Annotated in this window: 2 protein-coding genes; both read left to right on the top strand. The window is 72.8% G+C overall.

Annotation, left to right across the window (positions count from 1 at the left end; all coding sequences use genetic code 11):
* The first annotated feature begins 24 nt into the window (after positions 1-24).
* Complete coding sequence (locus BMY07_RS04410; RefSeq protein ID WP_092775144.1) at positions 25-9,345, top strand: non-ribosomal peptide synthetase; 9,321 nt, start codon at positions 25-27, stop codon at positions 9,343-9,345.
* On the top strand, positions 9,342-22,472 hold the full coding sequence (locus BMY07_RS04405) for a non-ribosomal peptide synthetase (protein ID WP_092775143.1): 13,131 nt from the start codon (positions 9,342-9,344) through the stop codon (positions 22,470-22,472). The genes BMY07_RS04410 and BMY07_RS04405 overlap by 4 nt, the downstream gene beginning before the upstream one ends.
* Positions 22,473-22,498: the final 26 nt, after the last annotated feature.

Below are 22,498 nucleotides of genomic sequence, written 5' to 3'. Positions count from 1 at the left end.
CCAGTGGATAAGGGGTGGATCTCCGTGGTTCCGTTGTCGTTCGCGCAGGCGCGCTTGTGGTTCCTGGACGAGTTGGGAGGAGGGGGCTCGGCCTACACGGTCGCGGTGACCGTGCGGCTGGGCGGCGCGCTGGACCGGGTCGCGCTGGCGGGCGCGCTGGTCGACGTGGTGGACCGGCACGAGGTGCTGCGGACCGTGTACCCGGCCCCCGAGGGCGTGCCCAGCCAGCACGTGCTGACCGCGCCCGCCGTCGAGATGTCCACTGTGGAGGTGACGGCGGCCGAATACGAGCAGCGGGTCGTCGACACCGCGCGGCAGGCGTTCGACCTGGCCACGGAGATCCCCATCCGGGCGACCCTGTTCGCCGTGCCCGCCGAGGAGCCGCACCACGTGCTGCTGCTCGTCCTGCACCACATCGCCTTCGACGGCTGGTCCCTGGCCCCGCTGGTGCGCGACCTCGGCGAGGCCTACTCCGCGCGGCGCACCGGCTCGACACCGGACTGGCCCGAATTGCCCGTCACCTACCAGGACTACACGCTCTGGCAGCACGACCTGCTCGGCGCCCAGGACGACCCGGACAGCGTCGCGGCCACCCAGCTCGGCTACTGGTCCGGGCAGCTCGCGGGCCTCCCCGAGGAACTGGACCTGCCGCTGGACCGACCCCGCCCCGCGACGGCCAGTGCCGAGGGCGACGTCGTCCACGCCACGGTCGACCCGGCGACCACCGCCGCGCTGACGAACCTGGCCAAGACCAGGGGCGCGTCGCTGTTCATGGTGCTGCGCGCGGCCCTCGCCGTGCTCTACACCAAGCTCGGCGCCGGGACCGACCTGCCGTTCGGCTCACCCATCGCGGGCCGGACCGACGAGGCCCTGGAAGACCTCGTCGGGTTCTTCGTCAACACGGTCGTCCTGCGCACGGACACCTCCGGCGACCCGACCTTCACCGAGTTGCTCGACCGGGTCCGCGAGACCGACCTCGCGGCGTTCGCCAACCAGGACGTGCCGTTCGAGCGGCTGGTGGAGGTGCTGAACCCGGAGCGGTCGAGCAGCAGGCACCCGCTGTTCCAGACCCTGTTCGCGCTGCAGAACAACGCCGAGGCGGAGCGCGGGTTCGGCGGGCTCGACGTGCGGGTCGACGTGCGCTCCGGCGGCACCGCCAAGTTCGACCTGCAGTTCGAGCTGACCGAGCACCCCGATGGGCTGCGCCTGGCCCTGGAGTACGCCACGGACCTGTTCGACCGCCCGACCGCGCAACTGCTGGCCCGCCGGTACCTGCGGGTGCTCGACCAGGTCGCCACCGACCCCGGCCGCGCGCTCTCCGGGGTCGACGTCCTCGACCAGCCGGAACGCCACGCCCTGACGGTCGCCTACAACGACACCCCCGCCGCCGCGTCCGGCTCGCTCACCGGCCTGTTCGAGGCCAGGGCAGCCGTGACGCCGGACGCGGTGGCGATCCGCTGCGGCGCGGAGGTCTTGACCTACGCCGAGGTCAACGCCAAGGCCAACCGCTGGGCGCGGCACCTGCGGGCCCAGGGCGCCGGGCCGGAGCGGTTCGTCGGGCTGGCCATCCCGCGCTCGGCCGCCGCGGTGGTCGCCATGCTGGCCGTGGCGAAGTCCGGCTCGGCCTACGTGCCGATCGACCGCGCCCAGCCCGCTGCCCGCGCCGCCGCGGTCCTCGCCGCGGTGGACCCGGTGCTGGTGCTCGACGCCGAACCCCCGGCGTCGGTGCTCGCCGGGTACGCCGCCGCGGACCTGGACGTCGCGGTCGGCCCGGACGCGCTCGCTTACGCAATGTTCACCTCCGGCTCGACCGGTGTGCCCAAGGGCGTGGCCGTGACCAGGGCGAACGTGGTGGCGCTGGTCCGCGACCACGCGTGGAGCCGCGGTCACGAGCGGGTGCTGTGCTACTCGGTGCAGGCGTTCGACGCCTCGGTTTACGAGACCTGGGTGCCGCTGTGCGCGGGCGGTTCGGTGGTCGTGGTCCCGGACGGCCGGGTCGACACCGACGTGCTCGCGGGCGTGATCAGCTCCGGCGCGGTGACGGCGGCGTACATGACCACCGCGCTGTTCGCCGCCATGGCGCAGGACGAGGTCGAGGCGCTGGCGGGCCTGGACGTGGTGTGGACCGGCGGCGACGTGCTGTCCCGCGAGGCCCTGCGCCGGGTCCTCCGGCAGTGCCCGGACACGGCCGTCGTCCACGTCTACGGACCCACCGAGACCACGGTGTTCTGCAGCCACGAGTCCTTCCGGGACACCGACGTCGACCGGCTCTCGCTCGGCGTGCCGATGGACGGCACCGCCATGTACCTGCTCGACGCCGACCTCCAACCGGTCCCCGTCGGCGGACTCGGCGAGCTGTACGTGTCCGGGTCGCACGTCGCCCGGGGCTACCTGGGCCAGCCGGGGATCACGGCGACGCGGTTCGTGGCTTGTCCGTTCGGCGGCCGGATGTACCGCACGGGTGACCTCGCGCGCTGGCGAGCCGAAGGGGTGCTGGAGTTCGTCGGGCGTGTCGACGGACAGGTGAAACTGCGCGGGTTCCGGATCGAGCTGGGCGAGGTCGAGCGCGCGCTGACCGCCGTGCCCGAGGTCGACCAGGCCGCGGTGATCGTCAGGGAGGACCGGCCGGGCGACAAGCGCCTGGTGGCGTACGTGACCGGCACCGCCGATCCGGCCGCCCTGCGCCGAGCCGTGGCCGACGCCGTGCCCGGCTACATGGTGCCCTCGGCGTTCGTCATGCTGGAGTCCCTGCCGCGCAACACCAACGGCAAGCTCGACCGCGCTGCCCTGCCCGCGCCGGACACCGCCGCTACCAGCCGAGCGCCCCGAACCGGCACCGAGGAGATCCTCTGCGGCCTGTTCGCCGAGGTGCTGGGTGTGTCGTCGGTCGGGGTCGACGACGGGTTCTTCGACCTGGGCGGCCACTCGCTGCTGGCCACCCGGCTGATCAGTCGCGTTCGGACGGTCCTGGGCGCCGAGCTGGGCATCCGCGACCTGTTCGCCGCGCCCACCGTCGCCGGTCTCGCCGGGCGGCTGCGGGTGGCCGACCGGCAGCCACCGCGCCCGGCCGAGCGCCCCGACCCGATGCCGCTTTCCCCAGCGCAGCACCGGCTGTGGTTCCACCACCAACTCGAAGGCGCGGGGGCCACCTACAACATCCCCCTCGCGCTGCGGCTCACCGGCCCGCTCGACCGCACCGCGCTGGCAGGAGCTCTGACCGACCTCACCACGCGCCACGAGTCCCTGCGCACGGTGTTCCCCGCGATTGACGGCACCCCGGTCCAGCGCGTCCTCGACCACGCCGACATCGACCTGACCTGCGTCGACACCACCCCAGACCAGCTGGAGACCCTGCTCGACCACGCGGCCAGGTACTCGTTCGACCTCGCCACCGCGCCACCGATCCGCGCCTGGCTCCTCACCCTCGCCGCCGACGAGCACGTCCTGCTGCTGGTGCTGCACCACATCGCCGCCGATGGCTGGTCGCTCACCCCGCTGCTCACCGACCTCGCCGCCGCCTACGGCGCTCGCACCGGCGACACCCCGCCTCGCCCCGACCTCCCGGTGCAGTACGCCGACTACACGCTCTGGCAACGCGAACTGCTCGACCGGATCGCCGACGAGCAACTCGCCTACTGGACCGAGGCGCTCGCGGACCTCCCGGACGAGTTGCCCCTGCCGTTCGACCGCCCGCGTCCCTCGGTGGCCTCGCACGCGGGCGAGGTGCTGCCGCTGACCCTCGACGGCGACCTGCACCGCGCGGTGGCCGACCTGGCCCGGCGCAGCGGCGTGACCGTGTTCATGGTGCTCCAGGCCGCGCTGGCCACCGTCTACACCAAACTCGGCGCGGGCACCGACATCCCGCTGGGCGCCGCGGTGGCGGGCCGGTCGGACGAGGCGCTCGACGACCTGGTCGGCTTCTTCGTCACGACCGTGCTCCTGCGCACCACCACCTCGGGCGACCCGACGTTCGCCGAGTTGCTCGACCGGGTCCGCGAGACCGACCTGGCCGCCCTCGCCCACCAGGACGTGCCGTTCGAGCAGGTCGTGGAGGCGGTCAACCCGGTGCGCACGGCGGCCAGGCACCCGCTGTTCCAGACCATGATCACCGTCCATGGCGCCGCCGAGGTCGAGTTCCCCGGGCTGGCGGCGACCCTCGACTCGCGGGCGGCGGGAGCGGCCAAGTTCGACCTGACCTTCGCCTTCACCGATCGGCGCGCGCCCGATGGCCGCCCGGAGGGCATCGGCGTCGATGTCGAGTACGCCGTGGACCTGTTCGACCGGTCCACCGTGGAATCGCTGGCCGCCCGGCTGGTCCGGGTCCTGGTCGCGGTGTGCGCCGACCCCGCGGTACGGCTGTCCGCTGTGGACGTGTTCGACGCCGACGAGCGGACCGCGCTCGTCCACGCCTACAACGAGGTGCCGCCCGCACCCGCCCCGGCGACCGTGGCCGGGTTGTTCGCCCGGCAGGCCGTCGCGACACCGGACGCGGTCGCCGTCGGCTGCGGCGAGCGCGAGGTCACCTACCGCGAGCTGGAGGAGCGGTCCGGCCAGATCGTGGGCCTGTTGTGCGGCAACGGGGTCCGGCCCGGCGACGCGGTCGCGGTGCTGATGGCCCGCTCGATCGACGCCGTCGCGGTGGTCGTGGCGCTCGCCCGCCTCGGCGCGGTCTACGTGCCCCTGACCGAGCACTACCCCCTGGAACGGGTCCGGTCGATCGTGGCCGACACCCGGCCGGTGGTGCTGGTGGCCGACGACGTCACGGCGTCCACTGTGCGTGACCTCGGAGCGCCCGTGCTGTCGGTCGCCGAGGCCGTCGTGGAGGTCTCGCCACCCGAGCCGTCGCCGGAGTCGCTGCTCTACGTCATGTTCACCTCGGGGTCCACGGGTCGACCCAAGGGCGTCGCGGTGACCCACGCCAACGTGGCCGACTTCGTCCGCGACAGCGCGTGGACCGGTGCGTACGACCGGGTCCTGTCCTACTCGGTGTCGGCGTTCGACGCGGCCGTGTTCGAAACCTGGGTGCCGCTGTGCTCGGGCGGCCGCGTGGTCGTGGTGCCCGACGGCCCGGTCGACACCCAGGTCCTGGCCCGGGTGATCCGCTCCGGCGCGGTGTCGGCGGCCTACATGACCACCGCCCTGTTCTCGGCCATGGCCGACGCGGAACTCGACGCCCTCGCCGCGCTGTCGGTGGTGTGGACCGGCGGCGACGTGCTCTCCCGCGCCGCCGCGGCCAAGGTGCTCGACCACTGCCCGGACACCTCGGTCGTGCACGTCTACGGCCCCACCGAGACCACGGTGTTCTGCAGCCACGAGACCTTCGGCCCGGGCAAGCCGCTGACCGGCGCGTTGTCGCTGGGCACGCCGATGGACGGCACCGCCATGTACCTGCTCGACGCCGACCTCCAGCCGGTTCCGGTCGGCGGCACCGGTGAGTTGTACGTCGCCGGAACCCACGTGGCCCGCGGCTACCTGGGCCAGCCCGGGGTCACGGCGACGAGGTTCGTGGCGTGCCCGTTCGGCGGGCGGATGTACCGCACCGGCGACCTCGCGCGCTGGCGGGCCGAAGGGGTCTTGGAGTTCGTCGGCCGGGTCGACAGCCTGGTCAAGGTCCGCGGCTTCCGCATCGAACTGGGTGAGGTCGAGCACGCCATCGCCGCGCTGCCCGGCGTCGGGCAGGTCGCCGTGGTCGTGCGGGAGGACCGGCCGGGGGACAAGCGGCTCGTCGCCTACGTCACCGGGCACGCCGACCCGGCCGCCCTGCGCCGCGGGCTCGCCGCGACCCTGCCCGAGTACACGCTCCCGTCCGCGTTCGTGGTGCTGGAGTCACTGCCGCGCACCGGCAACGGCAAACTCGACCGGCAGGCACTGCCCGCACCGCGACACGAAGCGAGCGACGCCTCGGCCCGTTCACCACGCGCGGTGGCCCTCTGCGGCCTGTTCGCCGAAGTCCTGGGTGTGGCATCAGTCGGCGTGGACGACGACTTCTTCGCTCTCGGAGGCCATTCCCTGCTGGCCACTCGCCTGGTCAGTCGCGTTCGGACGGTCCTGGGCGCCGATCTGGCGCTGCGCGACCTGTTCCTCACCCCGACCGTCGCGGGCCTGCTCGAACGGCTGCGGGAGAGCGAACACCGCCCCGGCCCGCGACCGGTGCCGAGGCCCGACAGGCTGCCGCTGTCCTACGCGCAGCAACGGCTCTGGTTCGCCGCGGCGGTGGGCGGCGCGGGAGCGGCCTACAACATCCCGCTCACACTGCGCTTGACCGGCGCGGTCGACCGCGCCGCCCTCGCGCTCGCGTTCGCCGACGTCATCGGCCGCCACGAACCGCTGCGCACGGTCTTCCCGGCCGTGGATGGCGTGCCGTACCAGCGGGTCCTCGACCGGCCGACAACAGCTCTGACTGTGGCCGAGGTGCCGGAGTCGCGGATCGCCGGGCTTGTGACCGAGTACGCGCACCACGAGTTCGACCTCGCCACCGAGGCCCCGCTGCGGTTCGGCCTCTACACCACCGCGCCGGACCGGCACGTGCTGCTGCTCGTCCTGCACCACATCGCCTGCGACGGCTCCTCGCTCGCCCCGCTGACCCGCGACCTGGGTGTGGCCTACGCCGCGCGACTGGCAGGGGAAAGTCCACAGTGGTCAGAACTGCCCGTCCAGTACGCCGACTACACGCTCTGGCAACGCGGGCTGCTCGACGACGGCTCGCTCGCCGCGCAGACCGAGTTCTGGACCCGCGCCCTCGCCGACCTGCCCGTCGAACTGGACCTGCCCGACACCCGCCCACGGCCGGCGGTCCTCAGCCACACCGGCGGGGTCGTCACCGCGGCGCTCGACGCCGACCTGCACCGCGGCCTCGCGGTCCTGGCCAGGGCCGAGCACGCGACCGTGTTCATGGTCCTCCAGTCGGCGCTCGCCGCCCTCTACACCGCCCTCGGCGCGGGCACCGACATCCCCCTCGGGTCGCCGGTCGCGGCCCGGGGCGACGAGTCCCTCGACGACCTGGTCGGGTTCTTCGTCAACACCCTGGTCCTGCGCGCCGACACCGCGGGCGACCCGACCTTCGCCGAACTGCTGCGCCGGGTCCGCGACACCGACCTGGCCGCGCTCGCCCACCAGGACGTGCCGTTCGAGCGGCTGGTCGAGGTGCTCAACCCCGACCGCTCCAGCGCCCGCCACCCGCTGTTCCAGACCATGCTCACCCTGCAGAGCACCGGCGACGTCGCCCCTGACCTGCCAGGGCTGGCCGTCGAGGCCGACTTCGGCGGCATGGGCGGGGCCAAGTTCGACCTGACCGTCGCCGCCACCGAGCGGCACACCGACGACGGCCTGCCCGCCGGGATCTCGCTGGCCGTCGAGTACGGCGACGACCGGTTCGCCGGGCAGACCGTCCAGACGCTGGTCGAGCGGTTCGTCCGGCTGCTCGCCGCCGCAGTCGCCCGCCCGCTCTCGCCGCTGTCCGCGCTGGAGGTGCTGTCGGACACCGAGCGCGACCTGGTCGTGCGGGCCTGGAACGACACCGCCGTCGAGGTCCCCGACACGACCGTCACCGGCCGCTTCGAGCAGCAGGCCGCGGCGACACCGGACGCGGTCGCGATCGTCTCCGGCGCCGAGCAGGCGACCTACGGCGGCCTTGACGCCCGCGCCGACCGGCTCGCCCGCCACCTGGCGGACCTGGGTGTGGGGCCGGACGCGGTGGTCGGGGTCTACCTCGAACGCGGCGTCGACCTGATCGTCGCGCTGCTGGCGGTGCTCAAGGCAGGTGGGGCGTACACGCTGCTCGACCTCGAACACCCCGTCGAGCGGCTGCGGTCCGTCCTGCGCGGGGTCGGCTCCGCGGTGGTGCTCACCCGGGCCGGGCTCGGCGAGCGGCTCGCCGATCCGGGCACCCGCCTGGTGGACGTCGCCACCGCACCGGACAGCGGGGGTGACGGCCCGTCCGTGCCGGTGGACCCGTCCGGGCTTGCGTGCGTGATGTTCACCTCCGGCTCGACCGGCACCCCCAAGGGCGTGATGACCCCACACCGGGCGCTGGTGTCCACGCTGGTGAACCAGGACTTCATCGACTTCGGCCCCGGCGAGGTCTTCCTCCAGTGCTCGCCGGTCCCGTGGGACGCCTTCGCGCTGGAGCTGTTCGGCGCGCTGTTCCACGGCCGCACCTGCGTGCTGCTGCCAGGGGAGCGCACCGACCCGACCGCGGTGCGCGACCTGTTGCGCGACAAGGGGATCACCACCGCCTACCTGTCGTCGAGCCTGTTCAACTTCCTGCTCGACGAGTACCCCGGCGTCTACGCCGACCTGCACCAGGTGATGACCGGCGGCGAGCCGCTGTCGGTGGCGCACGTGGCCAGGGCGCGGGCCGAGTACCCGCGGCTGCGGATCGTCAACGGGTACAGCCCGCTGGAGAACACGATCTTCACCGTCTGCCACACCGTGCGCCCCGAGGACACCGAGGCGGCCACGATCCCGGTCGGCAAGCCGATCGCGAACAAGACCACCTTCGTCCTCGACGAGCACCTGCGGCCGGTAGCGCCAGGCGTGGCCGGTGAGCTCTACATGGCGGGACGAGGTCTGGCCCGTGGCTACGCCGCGCAGCCCGCGCTCACCGCGGGCCGGTTCGTGGCGTGCCCGTTCGGCGCCGCGGGGGAGCGGATGTACCGCACAGGCGACCTGGTGCGCTGGACGTCGGCGGGCCTGCTGGAGTTCCTCGGCCGGGTCGACGACCAGGTCAAGATCCGCGGCTTCCGGGTCGAGCCCGCCGAGGTCGAGCACGTGATCGGCGGACTGCCCGGGGTGGCCAGGGTCGCGGTCGTCGTCCGGCAGGACACGCCGGGGGACAAGCGCCTGGTGGCCTACCTGGTACCCGACGGGCCGCTCGACGTCGACCGGGTGCGGGCCGTCGTGGCCGACCGGCTGCCGGACTACCTGGTGCCCGCCGCGTTCGTCGTGCTCGACGCGCTGCCGATGACCCCCAACGGGAAGCTCGACCGCAAGGCCCTGCCCGAGCCGGTCCGCGTGGACACCGGCGGCCGCGCGCCGGAGACGCCGCAGGAGAAGGTCCTCTGTGGACTCTTCGCCGAGGTGCTCGGGCTGGCGTCCGTGTCGGTCGACGGCCACTTCTTCCACCTGGGTGGGCACTCGCTGCTGGCGACCAGGCTGGTCAGCCGGGTGCGCACGGAACTGGGCGTGGAGCTGGGCATCCGCGAGGTGTTCGGCAACCCCACCGTAGCCGGGCTCGTGCCGCTGCTCGGCGGGCTGCGCAAGGCCCGCCCGGCCCTGCGCCGCCGCTCGGCCGGTCCTGAATCCCTGATGACCTCGCTGACCCCGACCACGAATGGGTTGTCATGATCCCCTTGTCGTTCGCCCAGCAGCGGCTCTGGTTCCTCAACGAGCTGGAGGGCCCCAGCTCCACCTACACCGTGGTCGTCGCCCACCGGATGGCCGGCTCCCTCGACCGCGCCGCGCTCACCCAGGCGGTCACCGACGTGGTCGGCAGGCACGAGGCCCTGCGCACCGTCTTCCCGGCCGAGAACGGCGTCCCCTGCCAGCGGGTCCTCCCCGTGGCCGAGGCGGGCATCACCCCGCACCTGGTCGAGGTCCCCGAGGGCGGTCTCGACGCGGCCCTCGCCGCGACCCGCGCGCACCGGTTCGACCTCTCGGTCGAGCCGCCGGTCCGGGTGTCGCTGCTGGCACTGGCCCCCGACGAGCACGTGCTGGTGCTCGCCGCGCACCACATCGCCTGCGACGGCTGGTCGCTGGCACCGCTGATGCGCGACCTCGGCGCCGCCTACACCGCCCGTCTCGACGGCGCGGCACCCGGCTGGGACGAGCTGCCGGTCCAGTACGCCGACTACACGCTCTGGCAGCGCGACCTGCTCGGCACCGAGGACGACCCGGACAGCCTGCTCTCCGCGCAGCTCGACTACTGGCGCCACCGACTCGCCGACCTGCCGGACGAGATCACCCTGCCCTGGGACCGGTCCCGCCCCGCCGTCGCGTCGTACCGCGGCGAGGTCGTCTCCACCCGGCTCGACGCCGCGCTGCACAGCGCTCTGCGCGACCTGGCCGCCGCGCACGGCGCCACGCTGTTCATGGTCGTGCAGGCGGCATTGGCCGCGCTCTACACCAAGCTCGGCGCGGGCACCGACGTCCCGTTCGGCACCGCGCTGGCCGGGCGGACCGACGACGCGCTCGACGACCTCGTGGGCTTCTTCGTCACCACGGTAGTGCTGCGCACCGACACCTCGGGCAACCCGACCTTCGCCGAGCTGCTGCGCCGGGTCCGGGAGGACGACCTCGCCGCGTTCGGCAACCAGGACGTGCCCTTCGAACGGCTCGTGGAGCTGCTCAACCCCAGCCGCGGCACCGCGCGGCACCCGCTGTTCCAGACGATGCTGTCGATCCAGAACAACGCCAGGGGCGAGGCGGGCTTCCCCGGCCTGGAGCTGACCGAGCTGCCGGTCGCCCTCGACGCCGCCAAGTTCGACCTGGTCATCGCCATCACCGAGGACTTCGACGCCACCGGCGCGCCCGCCGGGCTGCACGGCGCCGTCGAGTACGCCGTCGACCTGTTCGACCGGATCACGGTGACCACGCTGCTCGACCAGCTCGTCCGACTGCTCGCCGCCGCGGCCGAGGATCCGACCCGCGGGCTCGACCGGCTCGACGTGCACGCGCCCGACGAGTTCCGGCTCCAGACCACGGAGTTCAACGACACCACCGACATCGACCCCGTTCCCGCGCGCGGCTGCCTCGGCACGCTGTTCGAGGCGCAGGTCGCGCGCACCCCCGACGCCGTCGCCATCTCGTGCGGTGACCGGCGGCTCACCTACGCCGAGGTCAACGCCACGGCCAACCGGCTCGCCGCGTGGCTGATCGACCGCGGCGTCGAGCCGGAGAAGTTCGTCGCGCTGTCGCTGCCGCGCTCCCCGGAGGCGCTGATCGCCACGATCGCCGTGGCCAAGACCGGCGGCGCCTACGTCCCGCTGGCCCGCGACCTGCCGGAAGCCCGCCGCGACCACCTGCTGGCCACGACGGCGCCGGTGCTCGTGCTCACGGACATGCCCGCCGACCTCGAGTCCTACCCCGCCGAGAACCCCGGCGTCGCGGGTGAGCCGGACGCGCTGGCGTACGTGATGTTCACCAGCGGGTCGACCGGCAAGCCCAAGGGCGTCGCCGTCAGCCACGCCAACGTCGCCGCCTACGCCGCGTCGTCGTACTGGGGCAACGAGACCCACGCGCGGGTTCTCTGCTACTCGGTGCTCTCGTTCGACGGCACCGTCTTCGAGACCTGGGCACCGTGGTTCGCGGGCAACGAGGTCGTCGTGGTGCCGGACGGACCGGTCGACTCGGACGTGCTCGCCGGGGTGATCAAGGCCCGGGGCGTCACCGCGGTGTTCATGACCACGGCGCTGTTCGCCGCCATGGTCGACACCGAGATCGACGCGCTCGGCCTGCTGCGCGAGGTGTCCACCGGCGGCGACATCCTGTCCCGGGCCGCGGTCGACAAGGTGTTCCAGGAGTGCCCCGACCTGAGGCTGATGCACGCCTACGGCCCGACCGAGACCACTGTGTTCAGCATCCACGGGCTGTTGCCGCGACCGCTGCCGTCCGCCGTGCCGCTGGGGCGGCCGTTGCCGGGTGCGCACGAGTACGTGCTGGACGAGAACCTTCGGCCCGTCCCGACCGGCGGCACCGGGGAGCTCTACATCTTCGGCACGCAGGTGTCCCGCGGCTACCTGGGTCTGCCGGGCCTCAGCGCGTCGAGGTTCGTCGCGTGCCCGTTCGGCGAGCCGGGCGAGCGCATGTACCGCACGGGTGACCTGGTGCGATGGCGTCCCGGCGGGGTATTGGAGTTCGTCGGCCGCGTTGATGGGCAGGTGAAGCTGCGCGGGTTCCGCATCGAACTCGCGGAGATCGAGCACGCGCTGGACCTGCTGCCCGACGCGGGCCACTCGGTGGTGGTCGTGCGCGAGGACCGGCCGGGCGACCGGCGGCTGGTGGCCTACCTGACCGGCACCGCCGAGCCCGACGCGGTGCGCCGGGGCCTGTCCGCGACGCTGCCCGACTACATGCTGCCGGTGGCGTTCGTGCGGCTGGAGTCGCTGCCGTACAGCTTCACCGGCAAACTCGACCGCTCGGCGCTGCCCGCCCCGGACTACGAGCAGGTCCGGGGTCGCGCCGCCCGCTCGCCGCAGGAGCAGATCCTGTGCGGACTCTTCGCCGAGGTCCTGGGCCTGCCCGAGGTCGGCGTGGACGACGGGTTCTTCGACCTGGGCGGGCACTCGCTGCTGGCCACCCGGTTGATCAGTCGCGTTCGGACGGTCCTGGGCGCCGAGCTGACGATCCGCGACCTGTTCCAGGCCCCGACCGTCGCGGGTCTGGGGGAACGTCTCCGAGCGGCCGCCGACACCCGTCCAGCGCCTCGCCGGTACGACCGGCCGGAGCGCCCGCCGCTGTCGCACGCCCAGCAGCGGCTGTGGTTCCTCGGCGAACTGGAAGGCGTCAACGCCACCTACACCGTGCCGGTGACACTGCGGCTCACCGGACCGCTCGACCACGACGCGCTCGCCGCAGCCCTGGCCGACGTCGTGGACCGGCACGAGACGCTGCGCACGATCTTCCCCACCTACGACGGCGTTCCCTGCCAGCTGGTCCTGCCCGAGGGCGACGCGCTGCGCGTCGTGCACACCGACCCCGCCAGCCTCGACGCCGCCATCGAGGCCGACGCCGCGCTGCCGTTCGACCTCGCCACCGAGACCTCCCTGCGCGCCACGCTGCACGTCCTGGGGCCGGACGACCACGCGCTGTCGGTCGTGGCGCACCACATCGCCGCCGACGGCTGGTCGCTGGGCCCGCTGCTCGACGACCTCGCCACCGCCTACACCGCGCGGACAGCCTGCCAGGCTCCACAGTGGACCGAACTGCCCGTCCAGTACGTCGACTACACGCTCTGGCAACAGGACCTGCTCGGCACCGGCACCGACCCGGACAGCCTGCTCACCCGCCAGCTCGGCTTCTGGGCCAAGTCGCTGGCGGGCGCCCCCGCCGAGGTGACCCTGCCGACCGACCGGCCCCGGCCCGCCGTCGCCTCGCACGCGGGCGAGATCCTGCCCTTCACCGTGGACGCGGACCTGCGCGAGTCCGTGCTGCGGCTGGCAGGCTCACACGGCGTCACACTGTTCATGGTCCTGCAGGCCGCCATCGCCACCGTGTGCACCAAGCTGGGCGCGGGCACCGACGTCGTGCTCGGCACCGTGGTCGCGGGCCGCACCGACGAGTCCCTCGACGACCTGGTCGGCTTCTTCGTCAACACCCTCGTGCTGCGCACCGACACCGCGGGCGACCCCACCTTCGCCGACCTGCTCACCCGGGTCCGCGAGACCGACCTGGCCGCCTTCGCCCACCAGGACGTGCCGTTCGAGCGGCTGGTGGAGGAGCTGAACCCGCAGCGCTCACCGGCCAGGCACCCGCTGTTCCAGGTGATGCTCACCGTGCAGAACGCCACCTCCGGCGCGGGACCGGCCGAGTTCGCGGGCCTGCCCGCCGCCGGGCGCCAGGTGACCACCCGGGTCGCGAAGTTCGACCTGACCTTCGCGTTCGCCGAGTCCGCCGAGGGGCTGGCCTGCACCATCGAGTACGCCACCGACCTCTACGACCGGGAGACCGTCGAGACGCTGGCCCAGCGGGTGCGGCGCCTGCTGGGGCTGGTCGTGGCGAACCCGTCCGCCCGGCTCAGCGAGCTGGACGTGCTGGCCGCGGCCGAACGGCACGCCCTGGTCACCGCGTACAACGACGTACCCGCGACACCGGCGCCGATGCTGTCGGTCGGCGAGTTGTTCGGCAGGCAGGCCGAGTCCACTCCGGACTCCGTCGCGGTGGAGTGCGGCGATTCCCGGCTGTCGTACGCGGAACTGGCGGACCGGTCTGCCCGGATCGCGGGGCTGCTGCGGTGGCACGGTGTGCGCCCGGGTGACGCGGTCGCGGTGCTGATGGACCGCTCGGTCGACGCCGTGGCGGCCGTGGTCGCGCTGGCCCGGCTCGGCGCGGTGTACGTGCCGCTGGTCGAGAGCTACCCGCTGGAGCGGGTCCGGTCGATCGTGGCCGACACCGAGCCGGTCGTGCTCCTGGTCGACCGGCCGTCGCGAGGGCAGGAGATGGCGCTGCCGGTGGTCGTCGCCGCAGACGCGGCCGGGTCCGAGCCTGCCTCGGACGCCGTGGTCGACCCGGACGCACTGCTGTACGTCATGTTCACCTCCGGGTCGACCGGGCGCCCCAAGGGCGTTGGCGTGACCCACCACAACGTGGCGTCCCTCGTCCGCGACTCGGCCTACGCGGGCGGTCCGCAGCGGGTGCTGTCGTACTCGGTGCCCGCGTTCGACGCCTCGGTCTACGAGATCTGGGTCCCGCTCGCGCAGGGCGGCCGGGTGGTCGTGGTGCCCGAGGGGCGGATCGACACCGACGTGCTGGCGGCCGTGCTGAGCGCGGGCGCGGTCGACGCGACGTACATGACCACGGCGTTGTTCGCGGCGATGGCCGAGCACGAGATCGCCGCACTGCGCGCGCTGGACGTGGTGTGGACCGGTGGTGACGTGCTCTCACCCACCGTGCTGCGGCGGGTGCTCGACCAGTGCCCGGGGCTCACCGTCGTGCACGTCTACGGGCCGACCGAGACCACGGTGTTCTGCAGCTACGAGGTGTTCGGTCCTGGGAGGCCGTTGAGTGGGGCGTTGTCGCTCGGTAAGCCGATGGACGGCACCGCGATGTACCTGCTCGACGCCGACCTGCGGCCGGTTCCGGTTGGCGGCGTGGGGGAGTTGTACGTCTCCGGCGACCACGTCGCCCGTGGCTACATCGGGCGGCCGGGGACTACGGCCTCCCGGTTCGTGGCGTGCCCGTTCGGCGGTCGGATGTACCGCACCGGTGACCTGGCCCGATGGCGTTCGGCGGGGGTGATGGAGTTCCTCGGTCGGGTCGACGGGCAGGTGAAGCTGCGCGGGTTCCGGGTCGAGCTGGGTGAGGTCGAGCGCGCGGCCACCGCCGTCGCGGGTGTCGAGCAGGCAGCGGCGGTGATCCGGGAGGACCGGCCGGGGGACAAGCGGCTCGTCGCCTACCTGACTGGCGATGGCGACACGGCTCGTGTGCTGAGCGCGCTGGCCGAGACGCTGCCGGAGTACGTGCTGCCCTCGGCGGTGGTGTGGCTGGAGTCGTTGCCGCGTAACGGGAACGGCAAGCTCGACCGACAGGCGCTGCCCGCGCCGGAGCTGTCCGTGTCGGTCGTGGGAGCGCCGAGGACCGCGCAGGAGGAGATCCTGTGCGGACTTTTCGCCGAGGTGCTGGGCGTGTCGTCGGTGGGGGTCGACGACGGGTTCTTCGACCTGGGTGGGCACTCGTTGCTGGCCACCCGGTTGATCAGTCGTGTTCGGACCGTTCTGGGCGCCGAGTTGGGCATCCGGGACCTGTTCACCGCGCCCACGGTCGCGGGGCTGGTGGGGCGTCTGGAGGCCGCGCCACGGCCTGCCCTGCGCCCCGCCGTGCGCCCGGAGCGGTTGCCGTTGTCACCGGCGCAGCGCCGCCTGTGGTTCCTGGAGGGCTGGGAGGGCAGGCGGTCGGTCTACAACGTCACCGTCGCGTTGCGGATGACCGGCCCGCTCGATGTCGGCGCGCTGGCTTGCGCGCTGGACGACATCGCCGCGCGGCACGAGAGCCTGCGGACCGTGCTGCCCGCCGAGGACGGCGAGCCGTGGCAGCACGTCACCGACCTGGGCATGCGGCTCGACACCCGCTCGACGGATCCCGACCGGCTCTCCGACGACCTCGCCGAGGCCGCCGAGCACGCGTTCGATCTGGCCGTCGAGCCGCCGGTGCTGGCCACGCTGTTCACCGTCGACGAGCAGGACCACGTCCTGCTGCTGGTGATCCACCACATCGCCTGCGACGGCTGGTCACTCGGCCCGCTCGCCCGCGACCTCGGCACGGCGTACACCGCCCGAGCCGCCGGTGGCTCTCCACAGTGGACCCCGTTGCCGGTGCAGTACGCCGACTACACCCTCTGGCTGCGCGACCTGCTCGGCACCGAAGACGACCTGGACAGCCCAGCGGCCACCCAACTCGCCTACTGGCGCACGCGCCTGGCCGCACTGCCCGCCGAACTCGTCCTGCCCACCGACCGGCCGCGCCCACCGATCGCCTCACACCGCGGCGAGGTCATCCCGATCACGGTCGACGCCGACCTGCACGCCGCACTGCTGCGACTGGCCAGGGCGAACGGCACCACGCTGTTCATGGTCCTGCAGGCCGCGTTGGCCGCGCTCTACACCAAGCTCGGCGCGGGCACCGACATCGCCTTCGGCACCCCGGTGGCCGGGCGCGGTGACGAGGCGCTGAACGAGCTGATCGGGGTCTTCCTCAACACGCTGGTGCTGCGCACCGACACCTCGGGCGACCCCACGTTCGCCGCGCTGCTCGGGCGCGTCCGGGAGACCGACCTGGCGGCGTTCGCTCACCAGGACGTGCCGTTCGAGCGGCTGGTGGAGGTGTTGAACCCGGAGCGGTCGAGCAGCAGGCACCCGCTGTTCCAGACCTCGCTGACCCTGCAGAACCGCGACGAACGAGCGGTCACCGTCGAGGGCGACCTCACGGTGACACCGATGTCGGTCCGCTCGGCGGCGGCCAAGTTCGACCTGTCCTTCGCCTTCGCCGAGACCCACGCCGATGGCGCGCCCGCGGGCCTGGAGGGCGGCGTCGAGTATGCCACCGACCTCTTCGACGGCTCCACGGTGGAATCCGTCCTCGCCCGCCTCGTCCGGATCCTGGCGCAGGTGAGCCTCGACCCGACCGTCCGCCTGCGGGACTTGGACGTGATCACCCCGCAGGAGCACCAGCGGTTGGTCGAGGGAACCGGCGAGCCCCTGTGCACCCTCCCGCACGCCGGGGTGCACGAACTCTTCGAACACCACGCGGCCACCACCCCGAATGCCATCGCCGTCGAGCACGCGGGCACGGAACTCACCTACCGTGACCTCAACACCGCGGCCAACCGCCTGGCCCGCCGCCTGCGGACCCTCGGCGCGGGCCCGGAGCGGTTCGTGGCGCTGCTCCTGCCGCGGGTGCCGGAGTCCCTGACAGCGATCCTCGCCGTACTCAAGTCCGGCGCCGCCTACGTCCCCATCGACCCGGCCTACCCCGAGACCCGCGTTCGACAGATCCTCGACGGCACGCGACCGGTCGCGGTCCTGACCGTGGGGGACACCGCCGTGCCGGACTATCCCGTCCTGGTGCTCGACGAGCCGGACGAGGTGGGACGCCCGGGCCACGACCTGGGCATACCGCTGCACCCGAGCGCTTTGGCGTATGTCATCCACACCTCCGGGTCCACCGGGAAGCCCAAGGGTGTCGCCGTGCAGCACGACAGTGTGACCCGGTACCTGCGGTGGTCCGTGGAGCACTACCCGGGGCTCACCGGCTCGGCGCTGATGCACTCGTCGTCGTCGTTCGACCTGTCGGTCACGGGGTTGCTCGGGCCGCTGATCAGCGGGGGGCGGGTCCGGCTCGCCGATCTCGACGCGGCCACCGCGCCGGGGCGGGTGCCGACGACGTTCCTCAAGGCCACACCCAGCCACTTGGCGTTGCTGCTCGCCGGGCCCGCCGACTGGTCGCCCTCGGGTGAGTTGGTGCTCGGGGGCGAGGCGTTGACCGGGGACCAGCTCCGCGAGTGGCGGCGCCGCAACCCGGGGGCCACCGTGATCAACGAGTACGGCCCGACCGAGGCGACCGTCGGGTGTGCCGAGTACCGCGTCGAGGCCGGTGCCGACCTCGCTCCCGGGCCGGTCCCGATCGGCCTGCCCGGGCGGGGCAGCACGCTGTACCTGCTCGACGACGACCTGCGGCCGGTGCCGCCCGGGGTGCGCGGCGAGCTCTACATCGGCGGTGTCCAGCTCGCCCGCGGCTACCTCGGCCGCCCCGAGCTGACCGCGGCCCGGTTCGTCGCCTGCCCGTTCGGCGGCCGGATGTACCGCACCGGTGACATCGCCAGGTGGACCCCGGCCGGTGTCCTGGAGTACCTGGGCCGGGCGGACGACCAGGTCAAGATCCGCGGCTTCCGGATCGAGCCGGGGGAGGTGGAGAAGGTGCTCGCAGGCTGCCCCGGCGTCGCGCAGGTGGCCGTCATCGCCCGCGAGGACCGGCCGGAGGACCAGCGGCTTGTCGCGTACCTGGTCGGCGACATCGGCGTGGACACGTTACGTGCCAAGGCGGCCGCCGTGTTGCCCGAGTACATGGTGCCCGCGGCCTTCGTCGTCCTCGACGCGCTTCCGTTGACCACCAACGGGAAGCTCGACCGCCGCGCACTGCCCGCCCCCGAGTACACCGCCGACCCGGCGGGCCGGATGGCGGGCACCCCGCGTGAGCAGATCCTCGCCGGGCTGTTCGCCGAGGTCCTCGGCCTGCCCTCGGTGGGCGTGGACGACGACTTCTTCGCCCTCGGCGGCCACTCGCTGCTGGCCACCCGGCTGATCAGTCGCATCAGGACGGTCCTGGGCGCCGAACTCGGCATCCGCGACCTGTTCGCCGAGCCGACCGTCGCCGGGGTGGACCACAGGCTCGACCCGCTCACCGGCGCCCGACCCGCGTTGACGGTCCAGGAACGGCCCGAGCGTCTCCCGCTGTCCTACGCCCAGCGCAGGCTGTGGTTCCTCACCGAACTCGAAGGCGCGGGCGCCACCTACAACTCCTGGCTCGCGCTGCGCCTGGCAGGCCCGGTCGACACGGACGCGCTCCGGGCCGCGCTCGGCGACCTGCTCGACCGGCACGAGGTGCTCCGCACGGTGTACCCGGTGGCCGATGGCGTCCCCTGGCAGCAGGTCCTCGCTCCGCTGCCCGCCGACCTGGACCTGGTCACGGCCGCCCCGGACGAGGTCGAGCGGCTCATGCTCGCCGCAGCGGAACACCCCTTCCGGCTCGCTGACGGCCCACCGGTGCGGGCGACGTTGATCACCGTGAGGCCGGACGAGCACGTGTTCGTCCTCGCCGTGCACCACATCGCCTCCGACGGGTGGTCGCTCACGCCGCTGACCCGCGACCTCGCCGCCGCCTACGCGGCTCGAATGGCAGGTGCCGCTCCACAGTGGACTCCGTTGCCAGTCCAGTACGGGGACTACACGCTGTGGCAGGACAAGCTGCTCGGCAGCGGGACCGGGGACAGCACGCTCGCCCGCCAGCTCGCCTTCTGGCGCGAGACCCTGGCCGGGCTGCCGGAGGAGATCGCGCTGCCCACCGACCGGCCGCGCCCCGCCGTGGCCTCGGCGGCCGGTGACCTGGTCGACATCGACCTCGACGCGGGCACGCACGCCGCACTCGTCGCGCTGGCCAGGGCCCAGGGCGCCACGCCGTTCATGGTCCTGCAAGCCGCGGTCGCGGTCCTGCTGACCGCGCTCGGCGCGGGCACCGACATCCCGCTGGGCACCCCGATCGCGGGCCGCACCGACGACGCGCTCGACGACCTGGTCGGGTTCTTCGTCAACACCCTCGTCCTGCGCACCGACACCTCCGGCGACCTCACCTTCGCCGACCTGCTCGGTCGGGTCCGGGCCGCCGACCTGGCCGCGTACTCGCACCAGGACGTCCCGTTCGAGCGCCTGGTGGAGGCGATCAACCCGGTCCGGTCCACGGCCAGGCAGCCGCTGTTCCAGACCATGGTGGCGCTGCAGAACACCAGCGGCGACGGGGTCGTGCGGTTCGCCGGGACTGACGCCGAACCGATCGCCGTACCGGTCCGGGTGGCGAAGTTCGACCTGTCGTTCACCTTCGTGGAGACCACCGCGCCGGACGGGACACCCGCGGGCATCCTCGGCGGCCTGGAGTACGCGACGGAGCTGTTCGACCGGGCGAGTGTCGTCGGCCTGCTCGACCGGTTCACCCTGCTGCTCGGCCAACTGCTCAAGGACCCGACCGTCCCGCTGAGCAGACTGGAGATCACCACAGCTGCCGAGCGCGATCTGCTGGACGCGTGGAGCGGCCCGGTCTCCGCCGTGTCCGAGACTGTGTTCGTGACCGCCTTCGAGGCCCAGGCTCGGCGCACGCCGGACCGGTTGGCGGTGGTCTGTGGCGATGATCGGTACACCTACGCCGAACTCGACGTACGGGCTGGTCGGCTGGCTCGCTACCTGGTGGACCACGGCGCGGGGCCGGAGCGGGTGGTCGCGGTGCTGCTGCCGCGCTCGGCCGAGCTGGTGGTCGCCATGCTCGCGGTCTTCAAAGCGGGCGCGGTGTTCCTGCCGATCGACCCGGACCTGCCCGCCGTCCGCCGGGAGCACGTGGTGCGGGAGACGGCACCGGTGGTCGTGCTCACCGACCCGATGCCGGTTCTCGACGGTCCCCTTGTGTCCGGTGTGGACATAAACCCGGACAGTGCCGCTTACATCATCTACACCTCCGGATCGACTGGCACGCCCAAGGGTGTGGTCGTCAGTCACCGTGCGTTGGCGAACCTGATGACGACACAGCAGGGCGACGCGCTGGTCGACACCGGCGGGGCACCGGTGCGGGTGGCGGTCACCGCGCCCGCCTCGTTCGACAGCTGGCTGGAAGGCCCGCTGCGGTTGGCGCAGGGTGGTGAGCTGCACCTGCTGACTGATGAGGTCCGGCGCGATGCCGACGCGGTCGTCGACTACGTGCGGCTACACCGGATCGACCTGCTGGACGTGACGCCGTCGTTCGCCACGCACCTCGTCGCCGCTGGGCTGCTCGACACCGGGTTGCCGTTGCTGGTCCTCGGCGGTGAGGCGGTGCCCGCGGTCCTGTGGCAGGACTTGGCTTCGTCCAGTACGACGACGTACAACCTCTACGGGCCGACGGAATGCACGGTCGACGCGTTCGCTCGTCGGGTCCAGGGCTCGACGCCGTCGATCGGTCGACCGCTGCCCAACCTGCGGGCCCACGTGCTCGACGACGCGCTCCGACCGGTCCCGCCGGGAGCGCCGGGTGAGTTGTACCTGGCGGGCGTCCAGTTGGCGCGCGGGTACCTCGGCAACCCCGGTCTGACCGCGAGCCGGTTCGTCGCCGACGCGCACGGGAACCGGATGTACCGCACGGGCGACCGGGCCCGCTGGACCATCGCCGGGCACGTCGAGTTCCTCGGTCGGGTCGATGACCAGGTGAAGCTGCGCGGGTTCCGGATCGAACTCGGCGAGGTGGAGCGGGTGCTCGGTGCTTGTGCCGAGGTCGCGCAGGTTGCCGTGGTGGTGCGCGAGGACCGGCCGGGAGAGCCGCGTTTGGTGTCCTATGTGGTGGGTGCTGCCTCGGAGGCCGAGCTGCGGGAAGCCGCGGTGGCTCAGCTGCCGGACTACATGCTGCCGTCCGCCTACGTCTCGCTCGACGCGTTGCCGGTCACCGCGAACGGCAAGCTCGATCGGGCCGCGCTGCCTGCGCCGGACGTGAACCGGGTGTCGGTGGGTCGCACCGCCCGTACGCCGCGCGAGTCGGTCCTGTGTGGACTGTTCGAGGAAGTGATCGGGGTCGAAGGGGTTGGTGTGGACGACAACTTCTTCGAACTGGGCGGCCACTCGCTGCTCGCCACCCGGCTCGTCAGCCGGGCCAGGCAGGTGCTGGACATGCCGCTGACCGTCCGCACGATGTTCCGCCGCCCCACCGTCGCCGCCCTGTGCGCCGAGCGGGACGACGCTTCCGGCCTCGACGGCGGCCTTGGCGTGCTGCTGCCGCTGCGGACCGGGGGAGTGGGCGCGCCGCTGTTCTGCGTGCATCCCGCCACGGGCATCAGCTGGTCGTACTCGGGTCTGCTGCGGCACCTCGACAGCCCGCTGTACGGCCTCCAGACCTCGGTCCCCACCGAACCCGGCCTGCCCGGCTCCATCGACGAGGTCGCCGACCGCTACCTCCGCGCCATCCGCACCGTCCAACCCCACGGCCCCTACCACCTCCTCGGCTGGTCCTTCGGCGGCCTGGTAGCCCACGCCATGGCAACCCACCTACAAGCAACCGGCGAGGACGTCGCCCTCCTGGCCGCCCTCGACGCCTACCCCGTCCCTCCGGGCATCACCGCCCCCGTCACCCCGGACGAAACCCTCGCCATCCTCATCGGCGAACCCCCCACCGACCACACCTGGCCCACCACCCCTTATGACCTGACCACCGAAGCCCGCCGCGCCAACCCCGTCCTCGCCATGCTCACCCCCGCCGAGGTCACCGCCCTGGCCACCGCCGCCACCAACCACGCCCACCTCATGGACACCTTCACCCCCTCCCGCTTCACCGGCGACCTACACCTGTTCGTCGCCACCGAGAACCACCCCCAAGGCCCACCCCTCAACCGCTGGCACCCACACATCACCGGCGCGCTCCACACCCACGAGATCGCCACCGGACACCTGCGAATGACCGACCCCGCCCCCCTCGCGGCAATCGCCGCGGCGCTCCGGCCCCACCTCGGCGCACCTGTCCCGGAGCAGGTGCGGACATGACCGTGATCTCCTTGGTCGTCCACCTG

The organism is Actinokineospora terrae (assembly GCF_900111175.1).
GTDB classification, from domain to species: domain Bacteria; phylum Actinomycetota; class Actinomycetes; order Mycobacteriales; family Pseudonocardiaceae; genus Actinokineospora; species Actinokineospora terrae.
This window is presented reverse-complemented; position numbering and strand designations above follow the sequence as displayed.